General features: G+C 49.5%; 18 protein-coding genes. 10 read left to right on the forward strand and 8 right to left on the reverse strand.

From position 1 onward, the window contains the following. Window positions 1–4 precede the first annotated feature (4 nt). The 3 genes from HRU79_07415 to panB are packed head-to-tail and all read right to left on the reverse strand — an operon-like array spanning window position 5 to window position 2257. Window positions 5–1021, reverse strand: coding sequence for a hypothetical protein (locus HRU79_07415; protein QOJ26490.1), 1017 nt, complete (start codon window positions 1019–1021; stop codon window positions 5–7). A 31-nt stretch (window positions 1022–1052) separates the two neighbouring features. Next, entirely contained in the window at window positions 1053–1439 is a 387-nt protein-coding gene (locus HRU79_07420) for a hypothetical protein (GenBank protein ID QOJ26491.1), read from the reverse strand. Further along, window positions 1439–2257, reverse strand: coding sequence for a 3-methyl-2-oxobutanoate hydroxymethyltransferase (panB, locus tag HRU79_07425; GenBank protein ID QOJ26492.1), 819 nt, complete (start codon window positions 2255–2257; stop codon window positions 1439–1441). The genes HRU79_07420 and panB overlap by 1 nt, the downstream gene beginning before the upstream one ends. Before the next feature lie 68 nt (window positions 2258–2325). Between panB and HRU79_07430 the strand changes: the two genes are divergently transcribed. From HRU79_07430 to hutH, 3 genes are read left to right on the forward strand one after another with little or no spacing between them, the layout of a single operon-like run. Beyond that, entirely contained in the window at window positions 2326–3126 is an 801-nt protein-coding gene (locus HRU79_07430) for a UDP-2,3-diacylglucosamine diphosphatase (GenBank protein ID QOJ26493.1), read from the forward strand. Window positions 3127–3184: 58 nt separating this feature from the next. Beyond that, window positions 3185–4141 carry a hypothetical protein gene (locus HRU79_07435; GenBank protein QOJ26494.1) on the forward strand — a complete coding sequence of 319 codons (957 nt, stop codon included), beginning with the start codon at window positions 3185–3187 and terminating at the stop codon, window positions 4139–4141. A 25-nt stretch (window positions 4142–4166) separates the two neighbouring features. Next, window positions 4167–5660, forward strand: a complete 1494-nt coding sequence (hutH, locus tag HRU79_07440; protein ID QOJ27292.1) for a histidine ammonia-lyase — start codon at window positions 4167–4169, stop codon at window positions 5658–5660. Window positions 5661–5663: 3 nt separating this feature from the next. Here the strand turns inward: hutH and HRU79_07445 are convergent, their stop codons facing one another. Together HRU79_07445 and HRU79_07450 are read right to left on the reverse strand one after the other, a co-directional pair. Continuing rightward, a complete protein-coding gene (locus HRU79_07445) occupies window positions 5664–6365 on the reverse strand; it encodes an MtnX-like HAD-IB family phosphatase (protein ID QOJ26495.1) in 702 nt (233 codons plus the stop codon). Beyond that, window positions 6365–7222 (reverse strand): 3-hydroxybutyryl-CoA dehydrogenase, encoded by an 858-nt coding sequence (locus HRU79_07450; protein ID QOJ26496.1) that lies wholly within the window; start codon window positions 7220–7222, stop codon window positions 6365–6367. Before HRU79_07450 ends, HRU79_07445 begins: the two co-directional genes overlap by 1 nt. 41 nt (window positions 7223–7263) lie before the next feature. On the opposite strand from HRU79_07450, the gene HRU79_07455 reads away from it, so the two are divergent. From HRU79_07455 to HRU79_07475, 5 genes are all read left to right on the forward strand, one after another. Continuing rightward, window positions 7264–8136 carry a phosphatidate cytidylyltransferase gene (locus HRU79_07455; GenBank protein ID QOJ26497.1) on the forward strand — a complete coding sequence of 291 codons (873 nt, stop codon included), beginning with the start codon at window positions 7264–7266 and terminating at the stop codon, window positions 8134–8136. A 1-nt stretch (window position 8137) separates the two neighbouring features. Next, the gene (locus HRU79_07460; protein ID QOJ26498.1) at window positions 8138–9046 is read left to right on the forward strand and encodes a cation transporter; all 909 of its coding nucleotides are present in this window, start codon (window positions 8138–8140) and stop codon (window positions 9044–9046) included. A 628-nt stretch (window positions 9047–9674) separates the two neighbouring features. Further along, window positions 9675–10577, forward strand: a complete 903-nt coding sequence (locus tag HRU79_07465; protein ID QOJ26499.1) for a hypothetical protein — start codon at window positions 9675–9677, stop codon at window positions 10575–10577. Between the two features lie 46 nt (window positions 10578–10623). Continuing rightward, window positions 10624–11688 (forward strand): DUF1566 domain-containing protein, encoded by a 1065-nt coding sequence (locus HRU79_07470; protein QOJ26500.1) that lies wholly within the window; start codon window positions 10624–10626, stop codon window positions 11686–11688. Between the two features lie 155 nt (window positions 11689–11843). Further along, window positions 11844–12914, forward strand: a complete 1071-nt coding sequence (locus tag HRU79_07475) for a hypothetical protein (protein QOJ26501.1) — start codon at window positions 11844–11846, stop codon at window positions 12912–12914. A 73-nt stretch (window positions 12915–12987) separates the two neighbouring features. On the opposite strand, the gene HRU79_07480 is transcribed toward HRU79_07475, so the two are convergent. Both HRU79_07480 and HRU79_07485 read right to left on the reverse strand, forming a co-directional pair. Then, window positions 12988–14439 (reverse strand): peptidase S10, encoded by a 1452-nt coding sequence (locus HRU79_07480; protein ID QOJ26502.1) that lies wholly within the window; start codon window positions 14437–14439, stop codon window positions 12988–12990. A 117-nt stretch (window positions 14440–14556) separates the two neighbouring features. After that, window positions 14557–15783, reverse strand: coding sequence for a carboxylate-amine ligase (locus HRU79_07485; protein QOJ27293.1), 1227 nt, complete (start codon window positions 15781–15783; stop codon window positions 14557–14559). A 119-nt stretch (window positions 15784–15902) separates the two neighbouring features. Here HRU79_07485 and HRU79_07490 point away from each other — a divergent pair, with 119 nt between their 5' ends. Continuing rightward, on the forward strand, window positions 15903–16328 hold the full coding sequence (locus tag HRU79_07490; protein ID QOJ26503.1) for a hypothetical protein: 426 nt from the start codon (window positions 15903–15905) through the stop codon (window positions 16326–16328). Further along, window positions 16328–17059 carry a hypothetical protein gene (locus HRU79_07495; GenBank protein QOJ26504.1) on the forward strand — a complete coding sequence of 244 codons (732 nt, stop codon included), beginning with the start codon at window positions 16328–16330 and terminating at the stop codon, window positions 17057–17059. Before HRU79_07490 ends, HRU79_07495 begins: the two co-directional genes overlap by 1 nt. On the opposite strand, the gene HRU79_07500 is transcribed toward HRU79_07495, so the two are convergent. Further along, a complete protein-coding gene (locus HRU79_07500; GenBank protein ID QOJ26505.1) occupies window positions 17060–20410 on the reverse strand; it encodes a S8 family serine peptidase in 3351 nt (1116 codons plus the stop codon). Window positions 20411–20467 lie beyond the last annotated feature (57 nt).

The raw sequence follows: 20467 nt of genomic DNA on the forward strand, positions 1-20467 counted from the left end.
TGGGTTACTGAAAACCAAACGATTTTATGCACTTTTCAAAGACCGGCAGGTACAGTTTTTCATCCGGCTTATACCAGTTCATGGTGATACGGTACAGTTTTTTATTATTCAGCACGAAGTATGCCCGCGAGTTAATCTTGGATGTAGGTGCGTATTCAAAATATGCGCCTTTCTGTCCGCCAATATTTGTGGAGAACGGATCCTTGCCACCGTAGTTCGGCTTATTTTGCAGTAGGATTTTATCTAATGCCTTTTGTTTCGATGCATCAAAAACATCAACCTGAATATTACAGTCCCGACGGGAACCAACAAAGTTTACGGATTCAATTCCTGCTCCGGATAAACGTTTGCCGTCGAAGTTCTGCGGGATTTGAATTACAAACTGTGGTGAGCTGAACCTGCGTAACGTGTCGGAAGGGGGCTGAGGTCCTGTTGGAGCAAGGGTATCCGGGCCCTTGGGGGCATCCGGACGTCGGGCAAGTTTAACCGACGAAATGATTTGAGCAAACTCGTCTTTATAGTCGTCAAATGTAGCGCCGAAGGCCGCCAGAGTTAGGATGGTTACCACCGAATCGTTTTCGGCAAAGTATGCTTCCGATCTAAACTGTCCGTCCTCCTGGTCAAAGGCAACCCACAGTTTTTTTGCAGGTTTCCCACCCAGGGTTGCATTCTCGATTTCGTACCTGTCAAGACCATCTTCGAACGTAACCTTGGAGTTTTTTATCAATGAATCCATTACTCGGGTGCTATCGGTGATCTGCACAGCCCGTAATTCAACCTTGGCTCCGCCTTCACCCTTGCTGAAGTCCAGAAAGCGCTTTGTTGTTTTGGGGTTTGCCGAGGCAAGAATCAGTTCACCCTTCAAAATCTGATGCGTCCAATTTTTCGGCACCTTTACTTCGAACTTCCGAACATCGTCCTTGATAAGTTCAAGTTCTTCAATTGGTACCGGTGCGGCGTGACGTTCGCACCCGATAACGACCAGGAGTGCAAGAAGCAGAAAAGTTGTAATGCGAATCATGAGTACTATGCTCCATCGTAGTGGTTTGTATCTAATTGGGTAGTGCGCCTTCCTGAATCCAGGTGCGAATACCATAAATCTGATGAGCTGGGATTTCGTTGATTTGTCCGCTGATATGCTGGATGCTTCCGTTCAGGACAAGCATGAGCAAACTCTGGTCAGGATTGCCCGGGACCACCATGTTGGCGCGACTGAACATGACCGATGAATAGTCAGTAAGCTTGATATCGCCGCTGGCGTTATAGCTGTCGTGACATGGGAAGCAGCGTAACGTAAAGAAGGGCTGCACATGTTGTGAGTAGCTTACGGCGGAGTCGGGGAAAACGAGATTATCGGGATTGCTGATCATGTTGGACGGACATCCTCCAAGAAGAAGGGTAAGCGTCAGGCCACCAATTGCAAGTACTGGCCTGATCATCAGTAGCTCTCCTCGGAAGACGGGAACCCTTTTGAGCGCACATCAGCAACGTACTTGCCAACGGCTTCTGAAATCGTAGAGTGAAGTTCCGCATACCGACGTACAAACCGGGGACGGAACGAGGTTGTCATCCCAACCATATCGGTCCACACCAGGATTTGTCCGCTGCAGTGTGGGCCTGCACCAATGCCGATGGTTGGAACAGAAATCATCTCGGTAATTTCCTGTGCAAGGGCAGTAGGAATTTTCTCAAGCACCAGGGCAAAAATGCCGGCTTCTTCCAATGCTTTTGCATCGGCACGAATCTGATCGGCCTCATCTTGGTTTGCGCCACGCTTGCGGTACGAGCCAAACTGATGAATGCTCTGCGGGGTAAGGCCCAGGTGCCCCATCACGGGGATACCATTATCGGTCATGAGTCTGACAGCATCGGCAACCCTTGAGCCCCCTTCCAGCTTAACGGCACCACATCCGGCTTCCTTCATTAAACGTCCGGCATTACGAAAGGCTTCTCTTGGCGAAGCCTGATAGCTCATAAACGGCATGTCGGTAACCACCATGGCGTGCTCCGCACCACGAACTACGGCCTGCGTGTGGTATATCATCTGCTCCAGAGTAACTGGGATAGTGGTTTCATGTCCCTGCACCACATTCCCAACGCTATCACCCACAAGCAAAACATCAATGCCGGCAGCATCCATGATCCCGGCACTTATTGCATCGTATGCCGTCAAACATGCAATAGGAGTTCCTGCCTGTTTCATTTCGATCAGGCTTAGTGTAGTAACCCGTTTCCGGCTTGCTGAAATGTGCGACATTGTAAAATGTTCAGGTTGAAACCGCAAAAATAGCCGTAACGGGTTATCACAACGTTATCTTTCGAAATATGTTTCGCCAAGTTGCTCATGTTAAAACGGTGAATCTTACTGTTCCGCCCGGGCATCGTGTTGTATTTATCTCCGATGTACACTTGGGCTTTGGTAGCAAGGCACAGAATGACAAGCGTGAGGATCGTTTGTTGCAACTCCTTGCCAACCTTGATAGTTGCGTACACCTGGTTATTGTCGGCGACCTTTTTGACTACTGGTTTGACTACCGTTTTGTGATCCCGTCGGCCTTTGTACGAACTCTTGCCGCACTACATCATTTGGCGCGGAGTGGCGTACAGATTACCTATCTGATGGGGAATCATGATTTTGGGCACTACCGCTACTTTAGGCAGGAACTTAATATACCGGTGGAACAGGCCGATATTGACCTGCACCTGAACGACACCCGGATTTACGTTTGTCATGGCGATGGTAAGGCTGCCAACGACACCGGTTATCTGATTCTTCGTGCCATTCTCCGCAACCGCTGCATTCAGTCACTCTACCGCATGATTCATCCATCGGTAGGGATCTGGCTGGCATCACGGACGTCGCATGGCAGCAGGGCATATACCGATAAGAAAGAGTATGGTCCTGACGGACTGCGTGCCTTTGCAGAACAGAAAATCGTGAGCGAAGGGTATTCCTGCGTGGTGATGGGACATCGCCACAAGGCAGAAGTCCGGCGCATTGCCTCGGGAACCTACGTTAATCTTGGCGACTGGCTTGGTACCGATAGTCCGTATGCAGAGTGGACCCCTGAGGCCGGAATCATCCTGCACAGCAATGATATCCCAACGTCATTGTCAGGAACCTAACCAAAAAACAAAGCCCCCTTCCTATCTTCGCTAAAACCACCATCCATGTTTGAATGCCATGAAACGAATTGGACTACTGTTCGGTATGGAACAAAGCTTTCCACCGGCACTTGTTGAAGAAATCAATAACCGCGACGCCGGCGTTTCTGCCGAGTTTGTAAAAGTTGGCGGCATTACGCTTGACGAGTTGTTTGAGTACGACGTGATCCTTGACAGGATTTCGCAGGACGTACCGTTTTACAGAGCAATGCTTAAGGTGGCTGCGCTCAATGGGGTTCGGGTAGTGAATAATCCGTTCTGGTGGACAGCAGACGATAAATTTTTCAACTATGCAGTTGCGCAGAAGGCTGGGATCCCGGTGCCGCGTACCGTACTGCTGCCAAGTAAGCAGCACCCGCCGGACACTACGGGCGACAGCTTCCGTAACCTTATGTATCCCCTTAACTGGCAGGAGATTTTTGATTACGTTGGCTTCCCGTCATGGATGAAGCCATATGATGGAGGGGGCTGGAAGCACGTTTATAAAATTGAATCGGTCGAGGAGTTTTTCAGCAGGTATGCCGAGACCGAAGATATCGTTATGATACTTCAGGAAGGAATTGAGTTTACAGAGTACTACCGTTGCTACTGCATTGGTCGTAAACACGTGCATATCATGCCCTATGAGCCACGAAATCCGCACCATCTGCGCTATAAGGCAGGGTTTGCTCCCTCTGCTGATATGACGGCACTGTTAACCAAGTTGTGCATTCAGATTTGTACCATGCTTGGGTACGACTTTAATACCGTAGAGTTTGCCGTGCGCGACGGAATTCCGTATGCTATTGACTACATGAACCCGGCGCCCGACGCCGAGCGCACCAGCGTTCAGGATGATAACTTCCAGTGGGTTCTGCAAACAACGGCATCGTTCCTGATAGAGTTAGCCCTCGAAGGCCGAAAGGTTCCTGAAGAATACAAATGGAGTTCGTTCATCGGCACAGAGCCGGCAAAGAAGAAAATCCGTAAGAAATAACAGGAGCAGAACAGTGGCACAGCAGCTGGTGCTTGACGGGGTGCACCTAACAATCGATGACGTGGTTGCCGTTGGAATGCGCGAAACGGTGACTCCGGTTGTACTATCCGATCAGGCATTAAAAGAAGTTAGCAAGTCACGTAATGCCGTTGAGCGCTGGATTGCCGAGGGAAGAGTGGTGTATGGATTAACAACCGGCTTTGGTGAATTTGCCAACGTTGTGATACCGGCTGATCAGGTTGCCGAGCTCCAAGTGAATTTAATTCGTTCGCATAGCGCCGGGGTTGGTGATCTGCTGCCCGCAGAGATCGTTCGCGCAATGATGCTGCTCCGGGCTAACTCACTGTCGCGCGGGTATTCCGGAATCCGACCCGAAACCCTGGAAGCCCTGGTGGCGATGCTTAACGCAAATCTTGTACCCGACATTCCGAGTCAGGGCTCTGTTGGATCAAGTGGCGATCTTGCCCCACTTGCTCATCTGGCGCTGGCCCTGATTGGTGAGGGAACCATTGGCGGTGCCGATGCTGCCACAGCGCTTACGGCACATGGGATTCGGCCGGTTAAGCTTGCCGCAAAGGAGGGTCTTGCCCTTATCAACGGCACACAGATGATGGCAGCAATTGCATGCCTGTGCATTGCTAAACTTGAATACCTTGCCGAACTTGCTGATGTAGCGGGTGCGCTCTCGGCTGATGCTTTGCGCAGTACCGATAACGCCTTTGATGCACGCCTCCACTCGTTGCGCCCGCACCCCGGGCAGCAACTGGTTGCCTCCCGACTGTTTGCGCTGCTGTCCGACAGTGAAATTCGGGAGTCGCACCGACACAGTAACCATAAGGTGCAAGATGCATACTCAATTCGGTGTATGCCACAGGTGCATGGAGCATCACGCGACGCAATCGCATACGCACGTGGTGTGGTGGAGCGTGAGATAAACAGCGTTACCGATAACCCCTTGATTTTTGCTGATGATGATACTGCCATCGAAGGCGGTAACTTCCATGGTCAGCCTCTGGCCATCCCTTTGGATACGCTGGCGATTGCAGCTGCGGAATTAGCCAACATCAGCGAACGGCGAACAGAACGATTAGTAAACCACACGCTTGGCGGATTGCCTCGTTTTTTAACACCCAATGGTGGACTACACAGTGGTATGATGATTGCTCAGTACACGGCTGCAGCGCTTGTAAGTGAGAATAAGGTGTTGGCGCATCCTGCAAGTGTGGACAGTATTCCTACGAGTGCCAATCAAGAAGATCACAATAGCATGGGTAGCATTGCAGCCAGGAAACTGCTGCAGGTTGTTAACAATGTACAATATGTGATTGCGATAGAATTGCTCTGTGCTGCCCAGGGTATTGACCTGCTTGCACCACTGAAGACCGGGAGGTTTTTGTGCGGCGTACAGGAAACTATTCGGAGCGTTGTGCCATTTGCTGCGGAGGATAGGGTCATCTCTTCTGACATCGAAGCTGTGTATTCGCTGATTCAGCGCAGAGGTATCCAGGTTAACGTTTAGCACTCACTCATTGATGAATGCGGCTTTTCGGGCAAGGTGTGCCTGCCGGCGTCTGCGGATTGCTCCGGTTGCATACTTTGTTGCCAGTATCCGCTGTATGTCAGAAAACCGTCGCCACGGATGGTGAGGTATCCGGTGCTCGGTGCACCACGAAGCAAGATAGCCTTTTGCAAAAACAACATCGGCAAACTGAACTGCACACGTGTCCGACATCCCGTCGCCGATATACACCAGAACCTCATCGTCGGCAAGCCGCTGCAACAGTGCATTCCGCTTACATCCGGCACAAAAACAACTGCAGCTTTCCGAAGCACCGGGGTAGCCCCCTCTCCACCCCTGCGGTGTATAGCGCATGGTGTTGCATGCAACGTCGGCAATCGTAATGCCTGCATTATGCAGAATCGGATAAATGTAAGCATCAAAACCATCGCTTACTACGGCAAGCCGGCAATCAGTAGAACGTAGCCATTCAAGAAATGAAATAAACGTACTATCAATTTCTCTGCTGTTAAGCCACTGTGCAAGTACTTCCGGTGTACACGTATCTGCGAGGGAGGCCAGGGCCATATCGTAATACTCGGCAACAGTTATGCGTCCGGCTACCAGCAAAGCGGTAATCTCGGTAACGCTACCGAATTCAGCAAAAAGATCGTCCGACGTATCCCGGCACGAAATCGTACCATCAAAATCAACAGCTATAAGCATCAGTACGTGTAAAAGCCCCTTCCCGAACGTATTCCCAGCCATCCAGCGCGGACGTACTGTTTAAGCAGAACGCACGGACGATACCGTTCCTGTTGGTATTCACGATGCAGTGCCTCAAGAACAATGAGTACAACATCGAGTCCGATTTTATCTGCCCATGCAAGCAGTCCTCTTGGGTAGTTAACGCCCAGCTTCATTGCATTGTCAATATCTGCAGGGTGGGCCACACCTTCCATTACGGCAAAGGCGGCTTCATTAATCAGCATCACCAGAACGCGCAACTGAACCAGTGCCACTCTATCCTCTACAATGTTTGGAACGTACCCCAGGGTGCGAAGCAGACCAGCAGCGCTTTCAAGGTGTTGGGGATTGGTGTTTAGTCCGGCGCAGATATCGGCTGACGATGCGTGATGTGTAATGCCGGGTCCCAGTGTTACGCCGGTAATCCGCTCAGGCTGGTTTGCAAGCAGGCCAATCTCCGTTGCCGTATTGCTATGCACTGACGTTATAATTGTAGCCTGGGGATTAAGGCTGCATGCAATTTCCAGAATCGGTATTCTTTCATTGAGGGGAGCCACTGATAGCATTACAATGTGCGAGAATGCAATGGTCAGAGAACCGGGCTCGCGCACAACATAGGGTGCAAATTTGCCAAACTCCGCGGGATCAGAACCCGTGATGCTGCGTTCCGGAATGCCCTCGCTGAAATCGTCGTCGAAATCTTCGTCAATCCCTATAGCCGGCAGAATATAGAAACTCACCGAGGCAGCCTGAAGCTTTTCGGCAAAGTCAGTTACAAAGTCCACATCGCCCAGGAGCAGAACACTTTGACTGGATGAATTTGGTAACGAGTACACCTTCATATTTTACGAACATACGGGAGTAGATTTGTTGTTCTATGAGTAACATGCTAATTCGAATCCTTGCTGCTGCCGTTGGAATCCCCCTGGCAGTACTTGTAATTGTTGCCGGAGGATGGTGGTATAACGTTGCCATTATTGCCGTGACAACGCTTGCACTAAATGAGTTTTATTCGCTTGCAGCTACGAAGGGTATAGCTGTAAACAGATATGTGGGCCTGGTGTGGAGTATTGCTGTCCAGGTTTTTATTTCGATTGCAGCCGGCGGAGGAGGCTTCCAGGGCTTATTATGGTTTGCCCATAGTGTTGTGTTGTTTGTGGCTGGAATCCTGATAACTCTTGTAGCCGAGTTGTTCCGTAACCGCGAAAATCCAATTCAGAATATCGCCGTTACCGCAATGGGTGTGCTTTACATTACTCTTGGCATGAGTGCCCTGCTGGTGCTTCGCACCGGCATGATGTCATTTACCAATGGAACCGTAGGCGAGAAGGGTGCATCGCTGGTTTTGGTGCTGTTTGCCACCGTCTGGATATGCGATTCGGCTGCGTACTTTGCCGGCATGAGTTTTGGCAAACACAAACTGTTCCCCCGGGTAAGCCCCAAGAAAAGCTGGGAAGGGGCTTTGGCAGGCTTTGCAGCCTCGGTTATTGGTTTTATCCTGCTGAGTAACTGGCTGATGCCTCAGTACCCTGTATGGCTGGGAATAGTTAGCGGAGCTGTGGTTGGCAGCATTGGACTGATTGGCGACTTAGTGGAATCGCTGCTAAAAAGAGATGCCGTTGTTAAGGATAGCTCACAGTTAATCCCCGGGCACGGTGGTGTACTGGATCGGTTTGATTCGATGCTGTTTGTTGCTCCTGCTATTTTAATCCTTCTTACAGTGGCGGCTATTCTGATGGGACCGTTCTGAGATGAGCCCGCATCGTCACGAAGAAGAAGGCACGCATGGCGGACACCACCATATCCATGAATTTCGCGACATACGTCCGCTGCGCATTGCGCTACTCCTAACAGGGCTTGTGCTTGCTGTACAATTAGTTGGCGGTCTTCTTACAAACAGTGTGGTTTTGGCAAGTTATGCCGCTCACGTATTCGTTGATGTTTCGTCACTCCTGATTGCCTACATTGGCTTAACGCTGGGAGCCCGAATGCAGTCGCGCCGGGGTACACGCTTTACCTTTGGACTGCGACGACTTGAGATACTGGCTGCGCTTACCAACGGTTTTGTATTGATTGGAATTTGCGTATTCATTGTCCTGGAAGCTATTGGCAGACTGTCACATCCGATGCACGTCCATGCCGATGAGATGCTGTGGGTTGCAATTACTGCGTTTGTGGCGAATTCGTTTAGTGCCTGGTATTTGCATAAGTCAACCCACATTACCACACGTAGTGCCTATTTGCACGTGGTCACAGACTTAATGTCGAGTATTGGTGTTGTTATAGCTGCAATCGCAGTAAAGCTTACTAACTGGCCGCTGATTGATTCAGCTATCGGAATCGCAATTGCCGTTGTGATTTCGGTGGGCGCAATTCGAATTATCAGAGAGGCTTTAATCATTCTCATGGAAACAGCTCCTTACCGGCTTAGTATTGCTGACCTTGAAGCAGGCGTAAGGAGCATCCCCGGAATTCTTGATGTCCACGATATACATGTATGGCAGCTAAGCCGTAAAGAATCCGCCGCAACACTGCACGTAGTTACGCAGCAGCCAAATGACGAGATGTTGCGTGCGGTGCAGCAGTTCCTTCATGATCACTTTGGTATTCACCATGTTACCGTCCAAATAGAGCAATCTAATTTAAATGATGAGTGCTAACGCAGGATGAACACAGAGCATTACCTGCTCTGGCACGCCAATACGGTGAGTTGCGGTTTGAATCGTGGATTTTACAAATCTCAAAATCGTCATGTTAGCCGGGAGTACCTCTTGGGTACGTTACCATACACCGTATGTCAGTCGGTTGGGAATGATCATTGAGTTGCACCGCACAGAGACCTGCGATTGGAGTCACCCGGTCTGGGTTGTCGGGTATGGCTTGTTACCCCGTGTAGATAGGTGCACACTCATCTAACGCGGGTTGACGACGAATACCCGAATCAGGGTATTTTTACCAATAATAAAGTAAGTTATAAAATAGCAATCATGTACCGTTGTAAGTTTACCAACCGGGCCAACCGGAGTTTATTGTGAGTCGAATTATGCCTGCGTGGCAGGGAGCCACTGTCACGCAGACATCCGGCCAAACAATCAAGAGGTTTTATTTACCGGAGAGGTGCAGGTGAATATCTGTCGGCATTTCGTTAGGGTGGTCTTAGTTTTACTGTGTGTCAATGCAGTCGTAAACGCCCAAACATTAATTGGTGGCAAACTGCAATTATTTGATCCTGTATCAGGGAATAAGACTGTTGTTCAGCCAGGACTTTCATCTGGCACGGATACACTCATGTTGCCGGCAACCAGTGGTAAACTACTCGCTGGTGATACATCCAGGGTATCGGCAGCATGGCTGGTTGGCAGGAATGACCTGACGGCACCGGCGAACAATACCGTTGGCTCCACATCAGCTCATGATGTTATTCTGATTGCCGGGGGTACGGCCTCAGCCAATCAACGCCTGATACTCTCCGCTTCGTCTAATACGATTTCTACCAGTGATGGTGGGGGATTTCGGTTTGCCGAGCCTGTTGCTGATGGTGGGAATTTTACAGCTTTTATTCCGGCGGCACAACCAGAAAATATCGTTTATACATTGCCAAAGTCAGCACCTGCCTTAAATCAGTTTTTAAAGGCTACCGAGGTAGCTGGCAGTAACGTCACCCTTGGTTGGGCCGTTGTAAGTGGTAGTGGGTCGCACTATGTAGGAGAACACCATGCCGGAGGAATTGTATTCTGGGTTGATTCGTTAGGGAACCACGGCCTGATTGTCAGCATGATTGACCTTGATGCTAATGAAGCATGGAGTAATGTTGACAGCGTTGCATGTGGAAATACAACCAGTGATGACGGGAAAGTAAATACAGCGAACATCATTGCACAAACTGATCACACGAGCAGTGCTGCTAAGCTGTGTGATGACTATTTCAATGTTGACTATGGTACGGGACGGTTTAATGATTGGTACCTGCCCAGCAGGGATGAATTTGAACTGCTCAAGAATAGCAATGTGGAGGTGGAAAATGCATTATCGGTTTATGGGGCACCAGCAACGCTTTTTGACGTAAACGTTTACTGGACCAGCACGGAAACAGACAACAAGAATTCAATAGCGTATTCATTTGACACATATTCATTTGTAAGCGTCCGAAAAAACACAACCCATTATGTACGGGCTATACGCTCGTTCTAGCAGGATGTACTACCTGGATCAACTAAACGGTTATTTACGAGGTGATATGATTCGATACTGCAGGTTAATTGCCGTCTGCTGCATGTTGTTATGTGGGGCTGTTGCCAAGTCGCAAACTCTTATTGGCAGTGGTTTGCAATTCTTTACATCTCAACCCGGGAAATTGACTGTTGTCACCCCGGGGACTGTTTCTCAAACCACGACTCTGACGCTGCCCGATTCCACCGGTACGCTGCTGATACGGAGTGCCCAGGGTGAGTCCGGCGCATGGCTTCTTGGCGGCAACAATTTATCTGGCTCATCATCTGTTGAGTTTGGCTCGGCAACCAATAACAACGTAGTACTGATTGCAGGCGGAACAAGTGCATCAAACCACCGCCTGATTCTGAACTCGACAGAGAACGTTACGTCCACGACCGATGGTGGCGAGATTCGTTTTTTAGAACCATCGGCGAGCGGGTCAAATTACAGTTCTTTTAAGGCAGCTGCACAAACAAGCAGCGTTAGCTACGTACTTCCGGTCACAAAGCCGGTTGTAGGCCGGTACCTGAAAGCAACCGGTATCAATGGAACCGAGGTTACTCTGTCGTGGGAAGTAGCTGCAGGTGGAGTAAATCACTATGTAGGCGAACAGTATGGTGGCGGTGTGGTGTTCTGGGTTGACGAAACCGGTAATCACGGTTTGATTATCAGTATGGTGGATGTTGGAGTGAATGTTACCTGGAGTAATCTGTACAATGACTGGTGCGGAAATACTAATGATGACGACGGGAAGAATAATACAGCAAGCATTATTGCGCAGGCAGGCCACACCAACAGTGCTGCTAAACGATGCGATGACTACTATAATGACGACTATGGCACCGGCCAGTTTAATGACTGGTATTTGCCGAGCATGAATGAAATGAAGAAGATTTGGTCTTCTTTGTATGAAATAAGCAAGGGAATTACCAATTATGGAGCACCTGCCACTCAAATCGATAATAAACCTTACTGGACAAGCACGGAGAACAGCGCTACCCAGACAATTGCTTTAAACTTTGTTACCTGCCATTTTCTCCCCTATTACAAGGCTACTCGTTGCAATGTCAGGGCAATTCGCTCCTTTTGAAAAACACTTCTTTTACGTCACCCTTCACGTTATTAATTCTAATTGCCAATGTCGTTATGCAACGTACAAAATATCGCCGGAAACCGACTCTGCTGAGCATGTGCAGTTTTAACAAAGTACATTGTAGTGCGAATGTAAATTCCGTACGAAGCCTGATGAGTGCCTCATCACGGCTGCTGCTGAGTATCGCAGTCATACTGATGGCGGGACTTACAGTTGCGGTATCACAAACGCTGATTGGGAGGTCGGTTCAGTTTTTTGAACCCGGAACCAGTTATCAAACATTTCTCGTCCCTTCAAATTCAACTCAGGTGGTTACAATTACTCTTCCGAGTGGAGACGGTACTCTACTTGTTGACAAAGGGTCGGGGGCTTCGGATGCATGGCTGCTGGGCGGGAACGATCTTTCGGGGCCGGCGGATAATCGGCTTGGATCAACTTCAAACAACAATGTGATATTCTGTGTCGGTGAAACGGCACCTACTAATCGTCGCCTTGAATTATCGTCGTCAGCCAATGCGATAACTGTAACCAACGGTGGTGAGCTGCGGTTTGCTGAACCTGCTGCAGACGGTTCACATTATACGGGATTTAAGGCAAAGGCTCAGGCAACTGATATTGTTTACGTACTACCTTCATTAAAACCACAGGGCAATCAAGCGTTAAAAGTTACCCATGTTGCTGGCGATACGGTTGCACTGTCATGGGCTAATGTGGGCGGCGGTGGAACTCATTACGTGGGTGAGCGATATGGCGGCGGTATTGTGTTCTGGGTTGACGAAACCGGAAATCACGGTCTTATTGTAAGCATGGTAAATATCAGTGCCGGTGCAGCGTGGAGTAATGTGACTAATGCGATTGTTGGCACCAATGACTGGAATGGTGCCGCTAATACGACAGGAATTCTTGCCCAGGCAGGCCATACGAATAGTGCGGCAAAAATCTGTGACGATTATACAAACGGTGACTATGGTACCGGTGTTTATAGTGACTGGTATCTTCCGAGCAGAGGTCAGCTTATTCACATCTGGAATAACTGGACGGCAGTTCAAAATGCTCTTGCTAATTATGGTGCACCCGCAGAGCTCATTGCTCAGTATCCATACTGGAGTAGTACAGAATATGCCGAGAATCAGGCTTTTGCAGTAAACTATAAGAATATTTGGATTCCCAACGCCGCCAAATATGATGCTATTCCTTACGTCCGCGCCGTACGCTCCTTTTAGGAACTTCGACCTCAGGCATTATTGCCATTTACTGAATAGTATAGCAGGGATTGCTCAAGTATGCAATCGGACGCTACTTCCCGTAAAATTCCAGAGCCCCTTGCCGCATACGTTCAAGCTCTGAACGCAGCAGATACATCATGTGGCCTGCATCGTAATACGTAAGCGAGATATTGCCCCGAAGCGATTCAGGCAGCCCCAGGTGTTGTATGGTGTATTCGGCTCCATACACTGGTGTTGCAAGATCGTAATATCCGCATAGAACCCAAACGCGCAGTGCGGGGTTGGTGACGATGGCGTTGCGAAGCGCCGGGGCAACATTCAGATATTCGTTCTTAACGTTCCCGTAATCCCACGGCCATACACGCCCGGTAAGTACTTCGTATGGGAGCAGTGTTGTGACCTTTAATTCGCGGGACAGGTAGTCATTGATACAGGTAGAAAAAGCGCCTCCGGCTGCCGGGTGGTAGCTGGGGTCCTGCTCCATGAATTCAGAAAGCTGATTAACAAGCGGACCTGTATAGCGTCCATCAAATCTGCCAACCTGCTGTCCGGTACTGCGCAGCAGCTCAGCACAGAACCTGAAAATGTTAATTCGTAGATCGGAGCGCTCAATGAACTCTGCTGATAACCCGGTGTACCGGCTGATGCGCTGAACAAGTTTTGTACGGTCTGCACCCTGCAGCGCAGAGCCTGCCATTAAAGCAATGGCGTATTCGTTGCGGGCAAATTCAGTAACCTCACGCACAACATCTTGTACCGATTTCTGCTGTAGGTCTGCCGACAGCTTTTTGTGATACCAAGCAGTAGCTGCATACGTAGGCAGGAATGAAATAAACGGAAGGTCATTCCCTTCGTCGAAACTAATCGTCTGAAAATTTAATACAGCACTCACCAGAATTACGCCGTTAAGATACATCCCGTAGCGTGCCTGCAGATGCTCGCTCAAGCCCGAGGCGCGTGTAGTCCCGTATGATTCGCCAATTAGATATTTTGGAGAACCCCACCGCTGGTTGTCGTTGATATACCGCCGGATAAATTCGCCAACTGATTCGATATCCTGCCTGTAACCATGGAAGTCCTGGCCGGCAGTCTTCTCGTCGGTTGCCCGTGAATATCCTGTGCTCACGGGATCGATAAACACCAGGTCAGTAAGGTCAAGCCAGGAATACTCGTTATCAACAAGTTCGCAGGGAGGTGGGAGGGGGCTTCCGTCAGTGGCCATGTTTACTCTGCGAGGGCCAAGGACGCCGAGATGCAGCCACACACTCGACGAGCCGGGCCCTCCGTTGAATGAGAAGGTCACCGGACGCTTGGCCGCATCCTTGACATTGTTACGGGTGTATGCAATGTAGAACACGTTTGCTTTTACCGTTCCATCTTCCTTGGTAAGCTGTAACTGTCCGGTAGTAACCGTATAGTCAACAACTGTACCGTTAATCGTAACCGATGCCTTTGTACTGGTAGGACTTGGGTGTACGTTAACCGTTGTGGTATCATTTGCAGCATGAGAAAAACCAAGCATACAAAAAAACGCAACCAGTATGCTCATCCAGGGCTGGCAGAGAGTTAATCTATGGTACAAGTTTCATCCTTAAAATAGTCTTCAACATTTAGTCTACAACATGGTGTTACTGGTACATCAATTAGGGTCGGCCTCACTTCGCAGCGACGTTTGTTTTGCGGCTATTGCATCCGGTGAAGGCTGCTGTACGCTTTCAAGGAAGGGAGCAACATCGGCAAACAAACCTGACACAGTTTCTTTTTGAATGTATTCCGCAACCGCACTCAGGCTACCCGTTTCGTTAAATACCCGCAACTGTCTGTCGGCACCTGAACCGTTTTCTAATATCGTGTTGATATATTCAATTTCTTTCCTGGATCCTAAGTCATCAACCACATCATCTACAAAATCCAACAGCTCGCGGATTAGTTCACGGGCAGGCAGCTCAATCTGACGTCCCCAGTCAATAAGTTTACCATCCAGCCCGTATCGTACGGCACGCCATTTATTTTCCATGAGCAGTGATCGGCGGTACTGGCGGAACGAAAGGTTGCGCTGGTACAGTGAATAGAGCTTTGCCGCAATTGCCTGACAGAGTGCTGCAATGGCAACTGTTTCCTCGATACGCATAGGAATATCACAGATGCGAATTTCAAGAGTAGGGAAGAAGGGGTGTGGTCTGATGTCCCACCAAATTTTCTTTGCGTTGTCAATCGAGCCCGTTTTGACCAATAAGTTAACATAGTGCTGGTATTCACTCCAGTCAGAAAACAGGTCGGGAAGAGCGGTACGCGGAAAGCGCTCGAAGATCTTTGAGCGATAGCTTTTCAGGCCGGTATTATCGCCTTCCCAGAACGGGCTGTTGGTAGAAATAGCCAGAACGTGCGGCATAAAGTAACGCATCTCGTTCATAATCTGAACCTGCAGCTCTCTGTTTTCGATGCCAATATGAATGTGCATGCCAAAAATCAGTAACGAGCGAGCCAGCAGTTGCATGTCTTCGATAATAACCTTGTAACGATCGTCTGGATAGATCTCCTGATCTTCCCACAATGCAAACGGGTGTGTAGAGGCGGCGCCTATTAGCAAACCATTCTGTTTGGCAAGATGGTTAACAATACTCCGAATCTTGGTTACCTCGAACTGGACCTCCTGTACATTCTTGCAAACAGCTGTGCCAATTTCCAACATTGAGCCATGCATCTCGGGTTTAATATGCTCGTGAAGCAGCAGACGTCCCTTGCTGATAAGCTCCAGATTCACGTGGGACCGAAGATTATACGTTTCCGGATCAAGTGCCATGTATTCTTCTTCCACGCCAAGAGTGAACGACGGACGCTCGTACGGGTTGCCTGGGTCGAACATAATACCGGTGTCTTCTGCCGACATAGTACTCCTCTTCAAAAAAATAATGCAACAAGATAGTATGCGGAACGTTCATGTTGTACCCATTTAAAAAACTTTGATTGTTGTAGTTTGGTATTATGGCTGAATTAAGTATCGAAAGCAACGGGCTGCTGGAAACAACGGCCATCTATTACAATGGGACACAACTGCGGGGGGTTCGTGAGATTCTGCTGAATCTGGACGAAAACGGCACATTTGATGCCATCATGCAGTACAAGGGTACCGATGGTGAGCTGTACACCCGAAATATCCTGCAGGACTACCCCGACCTTATTGTAACTACTGAGCCCTCGTTTACGGAAGAAGAAGCCAGGTCACTTCGGCTGCTAACATTGGACAGTGACGGAACGCTGGAAGGAACGGTGGTAGCACTGGATGGCGTTCGGCAGGAGGGCATCGTTAGTTTATATGTTCAGATCTCGGGTCCGCCCGACATCAAGCTTCTTGGTGAAATAACGTATCGGGAAGCTGACGGACAGCTTACCAAGGAAGGAATTTGGTGATGAAGTCGTGTAGAAATCTTGTTGCCATTGTAACTATGATCCTGATGATAGTGGCAGGATTAGCCAGTGAGGCTTATGCACAGCGGTCACGTGGAGGCGGATCGTTTGGCGGCAGCCGTGGCGGAGGGGGCTCTTTTGGTGCGCCCAGATCTATGCCCCGGTCAGTGCCGTCGGGCGGCGGGTCATTTGGCGGATCACGCCGCTCCCCGTCGGCAGCACCTTCACAGCCATATTCGAATGGTACAACACCGCGCCGGTATTCTGCACCAAGAGCAACACCCGGAGGACAGCAGCCGGCGGGAATGCCATCGTACGGTAATGGTGCATTTGGCGGCACACGCCTCTCGAACAGTCAACAGTACACGTCGCGCTACGGTCTGCCAAGGAAGACGGAAACGCGCCAGGTGACGGGGACACAGGGGGCCGGGAATTATCAGTTTCAGTACTATGGCGGGATGGGCGACAGATTTATGATGGGGTATTTTCTTGGCAGTATCCCCTGGTATTACAGTATGCCATTTCACCCTGCCTTTTATTACTCAGCCCCTTACACCGTTAAAAATACCGATGGTTCGGTAAGTGTGTATCCTGGTACATTCCAGTGGGGTGAACTATTCTTTGTCCTGCTTTTAGTTGGCGGACTTGGTTTTATTATTTACGTATGGCTAAAAAACAAGCGCCGCCGTGCAATACACGGCGGCGTTGATATGTCGCGTTCTTCCTTCGGGTGATTACCGAACCACAGTCAGAGGAATGTACCGGATTGCGTGAGGAGTTGTTACGCATATTGCGTAGTGTCCTACAGCAAGATTTCCCACCTGAAGAACATGGGCGCCTGGCTGCAGCTCGCCGGAGGACTGAATTGTTAGACCTTGAATATCAACAATATTTACAGTAGCCTGGGCTGGCAGATGCAGCGTTATACTGCTTGAGGCAGGGTTTGGATACGCGTGAAGTTTGCCAGCAATCGATTCCGAAACCGATGTGGGTCGTTTAACATAGCCGTTCAGCTGTAATGTCAGAGGACCGTTCTGCGCGTTGGCAAAAACTGTTACCGTAGCAGAATAGCTGCCTGTAGTGGTAGCATACATGCGTACAGGCAGGCGAATGGAGCTGTCGGCAATTATCACGGTCGGTGGCTCACTTGTAATCCGGAATGCATCGGCTGGTGTAGCCACTTGCGGAGAAATAACGATTGAGTCGATGGTGATGTCGCTGGTGCCGGTATTACTTATCCGGATGCTTCGAAGTCTGTTCTGTCCTGCTTCCAAGGTATCGTAGTTTACAAACTCTGATTCAACACTGAATATGCGCGTACCGTTTGGACCTGAGAACCTGTATTCCAGCATAGCAACTGTCTCTCCGGCGGTTATCAACAGTGGTGTAGGCGCCATGCGTGCAACAGCGTACTTTGTTGGACCTGCTGCCTTGCTTAGTACAACATTCCAGGTCTCACCAGTATCGTCGCTGGCAAATACCTCGCCATTGCTTCCTATCAGTAAGTGGTGAGGTCCGGGGCTAGCTACTGCCACAGCACTGATGCCAAGGGTTGCCGGATCAAATACCTGTGCATTCCATGTTCCGCCGTTGGTTGTGTTTGCCAGCCATGTTTTACCGGATGCTTCGTACAGGAGTACTCCGTTTTTTGAATCCGTAAATGCCACAGATTTAATAACAGCACCACTAACGGGTAGCAGAGACGTCGTCCACGTTAATCCACCATCTTTTGTAATGATAATTCGTTGTGATGTGGTCCCAAACCAGGCTCCGGTTTCGTTGCCATACACTATTCCTGTTAGTGTTGATTCCTTGGTATTCGCAACGGGTGCATTATTCAGGCGCTGCCAACTATACCCGCCATCGGTTGTTCTGGCAAGACCCAGCTTACCACCTACGGGATCCCCAAATGCTACGCCTGTGGTGCTGTTGAACATGTGAATACCGGCAACGGAGCCCATAAAGGAACTCACATCTTTCTTTGACCACTGGCTCATGTCAGTTGAGCGCGCAATGGTGGGCTTGCCAGCCTCCAAACCGCCAATAACAACGCCGGAGCCTGCAATCCCATGGATTGCTGTTGGACTAAACGGAACACCGGCGATTGCACTGGAGCCCTTCAGAGAGCCATAGGCCAGCGCCGCCTGGTTGAACAGTGTTATCGATGCATATAATTGGCCATCAGATGCCAGGTCGAGAATCCCGTAGCTAACAAATTCACTTGGTGGCGACAGCGTGTGCTTGTTTGTAGTGGACAGGAGTACGGGGACATTTACAACCGCATAGTTAACGTACGATCCGGCCTGGATTGTAACGATAAAGTTCAGGTTCGCTTCGTACCAGGGAAACGTTGGCTTAAGCTGAACCGTGATATTGAGTGATTCGGTCTGATCGTGATTAAAATTAGGAACCGTGATCGTGTTACTGCCGCTGATGACTGCATTATTGGAACGCGGTGTTATGGTTACCTTTACGTTAGATGCTGATGCCAGATAGTTTTTAAGTTCCAGTGTAACAGGAGTAGGATCGTAATTGGTAATGATACCTGAACCACCGGCTTGCACACTGTTTACTCCAATACCCGGCAAACGGTCTCCGGAGGTGAAAGAGGCGTTAAACTTTAGTGCGCGCTCGGCATTAACACGGCCGTAATAGTACTGGCGGTCCGAACTGCTGACACCGTTTAAGAGGTCAGCAGTTGATCTGATTTGATGCGTAATCATCTGCGGTGTCCAGTCAGGATGCTTTGCCTTAATTAAACCGCAGATACCGGCAACCAGTGGGGCTGAAAAAGAGGTACCACTAAATGTTTGGTAACGATTGTTAGGGAAAGTGGAGTAGATGTCGTCACCCGGAGCATAAACGGTAACATCTGATCCGTAGTTGGTAAAGCTTGAAGGCCTGTCGGAAAGGCTTGATGCACCAACATTGAGCACGCCCTCATACCCTCCCGGGTAGAACTGCGTTTTATCGGTAAACAAGCTGTTGTTTCCGCTGGCAGTAACTACAAGTGAGCCTTTTCCAAGTGCATAGTTGATTACATCCTTGCCCAGGGGATTGTTCTGTGTACCACCCCAGGAGCAGTTGATGACGGCTGCCCCCATATCGGCTGCGTAAACGATTCCCGGGTATCCTGCAAGAATGCCGCCAATCTGCGGGTTATCGGAGGCTGCCTTGATAGGGAGTAGCGTGCACTTAAAACCGGTTGATGCAATACCGCGGTTGTTGTTTGTTTGGGCTGCGGCACATCCCGCTACGGCAGTACCGTGTCCGTTGGTTTGATTAATCGTTCCAAATCGTACCTTCGGGTCGCCATCGGGTCGGAGTACACCTGCCTGCGCTTCCTGCATGGTAATGTTACCAACAAAGTCCCAGCCGTTAACGTCGTCCACAAAGCCGTTCTTGTCATCATCGATTCCATTACCGGGAATTTCACCTTTGTTAATAAACACCTGTCCTGCAAGGTCAGAGTGCTCGATATCTGTTCCGCTGTCAATAATAGCGATTACAACATTTGATGCCCCTTGCGAGATATCCCATGCCGCCTCGAGCTTCATGGTTTTCATCCACGGCTGTTTGGTGGCATAATCAGGGTCGTTCGGTACAAAACCAGGTTGATGGATTTCCATGGGAATGGCGTATTCAACGTCGGGCGCTTCCATCAGTTTCATGCATACGTCAAACGGATCAACCGATTCAGAGTACCGAACGGTGTACACTCTGTCCAGGCCGATAGCACCTGCAATTCCGTCGGATGTAATGTTTTGAAACGTACTCGATACGCTTCTGGAGCCAACCGATGCCAGAACGATGTTGGCCAGGCTGCCTTCGATTGTAGAGGAGTTGTGTAAAACGCCATGGGTGGCACGAGTTTTTACAATAACAACCCCAGGCACATATGTTCCGGCCTTCATCCGCGAAAGCGTGTGTACAGAAGGGAGCACCGTGGTTCCGTTAGCAAAACTTCGTTGCGGCAGGTAAACCGAGTACGAGCCGTTGCCGGGCTGAACCTGTGATTGGAGGTGGTAAGGGAGTGTAATAACAATGCATAACAGGAGCAGACAAAATGTCAACCTACGTTTCATGAAGCTATCTGTGTAAGGTGAAGCAATGGTGTACAGACGTTTGAAGCCGTCAAAGGA

Source organism: Ignavibacteria bacterium, from assembly GCA_015709655.1.
Taxonomy (GTDB): Bacteria; Bacteroidota; Ignavibacteria; order Kapaibacteriales; family Kapaibacteriaceae; genus OLB6.

Excerpts from the sequence above, each read along its gene's own strand:
- HRU79_07415 (QOJ26490.1), bottom strand. The coding sequence starts at position 1,021 with ATGATTCGCATTACAACTTTTCTGCTTCTTGCACTCCTGGTCGTTATC.
- HRU79_07420 (QOJ26491.1), bottom strand. The coding sequence starts at position 1,439 with ATGATCAGGCCAGTACTTGCAATTGGTGGCCTGACGCTTACCCTTCTT.
- panB (QOJ26492.1), bottom strand. The coding sequence starts at position 2,257 with ATGTCGCACATTTCAGCAAGCCGGAAACGGGTTACTACACTAAGCCTG.
- HRU79_07430 (QOJ26493.1), top strand. The coding sequence starts at position 2,326 with ATGTTTCGCCAAGTTGCTCATGTTAAAACGGTGAATCTTACTGTTCCG.
- HRU79_07435 (QOJ26494.1), top strand. The coding sequence starts at position 3,185 with ATGAAACGAATTGGACTACTGTTCGGTATGGAACAAAGCTTTCCACCG.
- HRU79_07445 (QOJ26495.1), bottom strand. The coding sequence starts at position 6,365 with ATGCTTATAGCTGTTGATTTTGATGGTACGATTTCGTGCCGGGATACG.
- HRU79_07455 (QOJ26497.1), top strand. The coding sequence starts at position 7,264 with ATGAGTAACATGCTAATTCGAATCCTTGCTGCTGCCGTTGGAATCCCC.
- HRU79_07460 (QOJ26498.1), top strand. The coding sequence starts at position 8,138 with ATGAGCCCGCATCGTCACGAAGAAGAAGGCACGCATGGCGGACACCAC.
- HRU79_07465 (QOJ26499.1), top strand. The coding sequence starts at position 9,675 with ATGTTGCCGGCAACCAGTGGTAAACTACTCGCTGGTGATACATCCAGG.
- HRU79_07470 (QOJ26500.1), top strand. The coding sequence starts at position 10,624 with ATGATTCGATACTGCAGGTTAATTGCCGTCTGCTGCATGTTGTTATGT.
- HRU79_07475 (QOJ26501.1), top strand. The coding sequence starts at position 11,844 with ATGAGTGCCTCATCACGGCTGCTGCTGAGTATCGCAGTCATACTGATG.
- HRU79_07480 (QOJ26502.1), bottom strand. The coding sequence starts at position 14,439 with ATGCTTGGTTTTTCTCATGCTGCAAATGATACCACAACGGTTAACGTA.
- HRU79_07485 (QOJ27293.1), bottom strand. The coding sequence starts at position 15,783 with ATGTTCGACCCAGGCAACCCGTACGAGCGTCCGTCGTTCACTCTTGGC.
- HRU79_07490 (QOJ26503.1), top strand. The coding sequence starts at position 15,903 with ATGGCTGAATTAAGTATCGAAAGCAACGGGCTGCTGGAAACAACGGCC.
- HRU79_07495 (QOJ26504.1), top strand. The coding sequence starts at position 16,328 with ATGAAGTCGTGTAGAAATCTTGTTGCCATTGTAACTATGATCCTGATG.
- HRU79_07500 (QOJ26505.1), bottom strand. The coding sequence starts at position 20,410 with ATGAAACGTAGGTTGACATTTTGTCTGCTCCTGTTATGCATTGTTATT.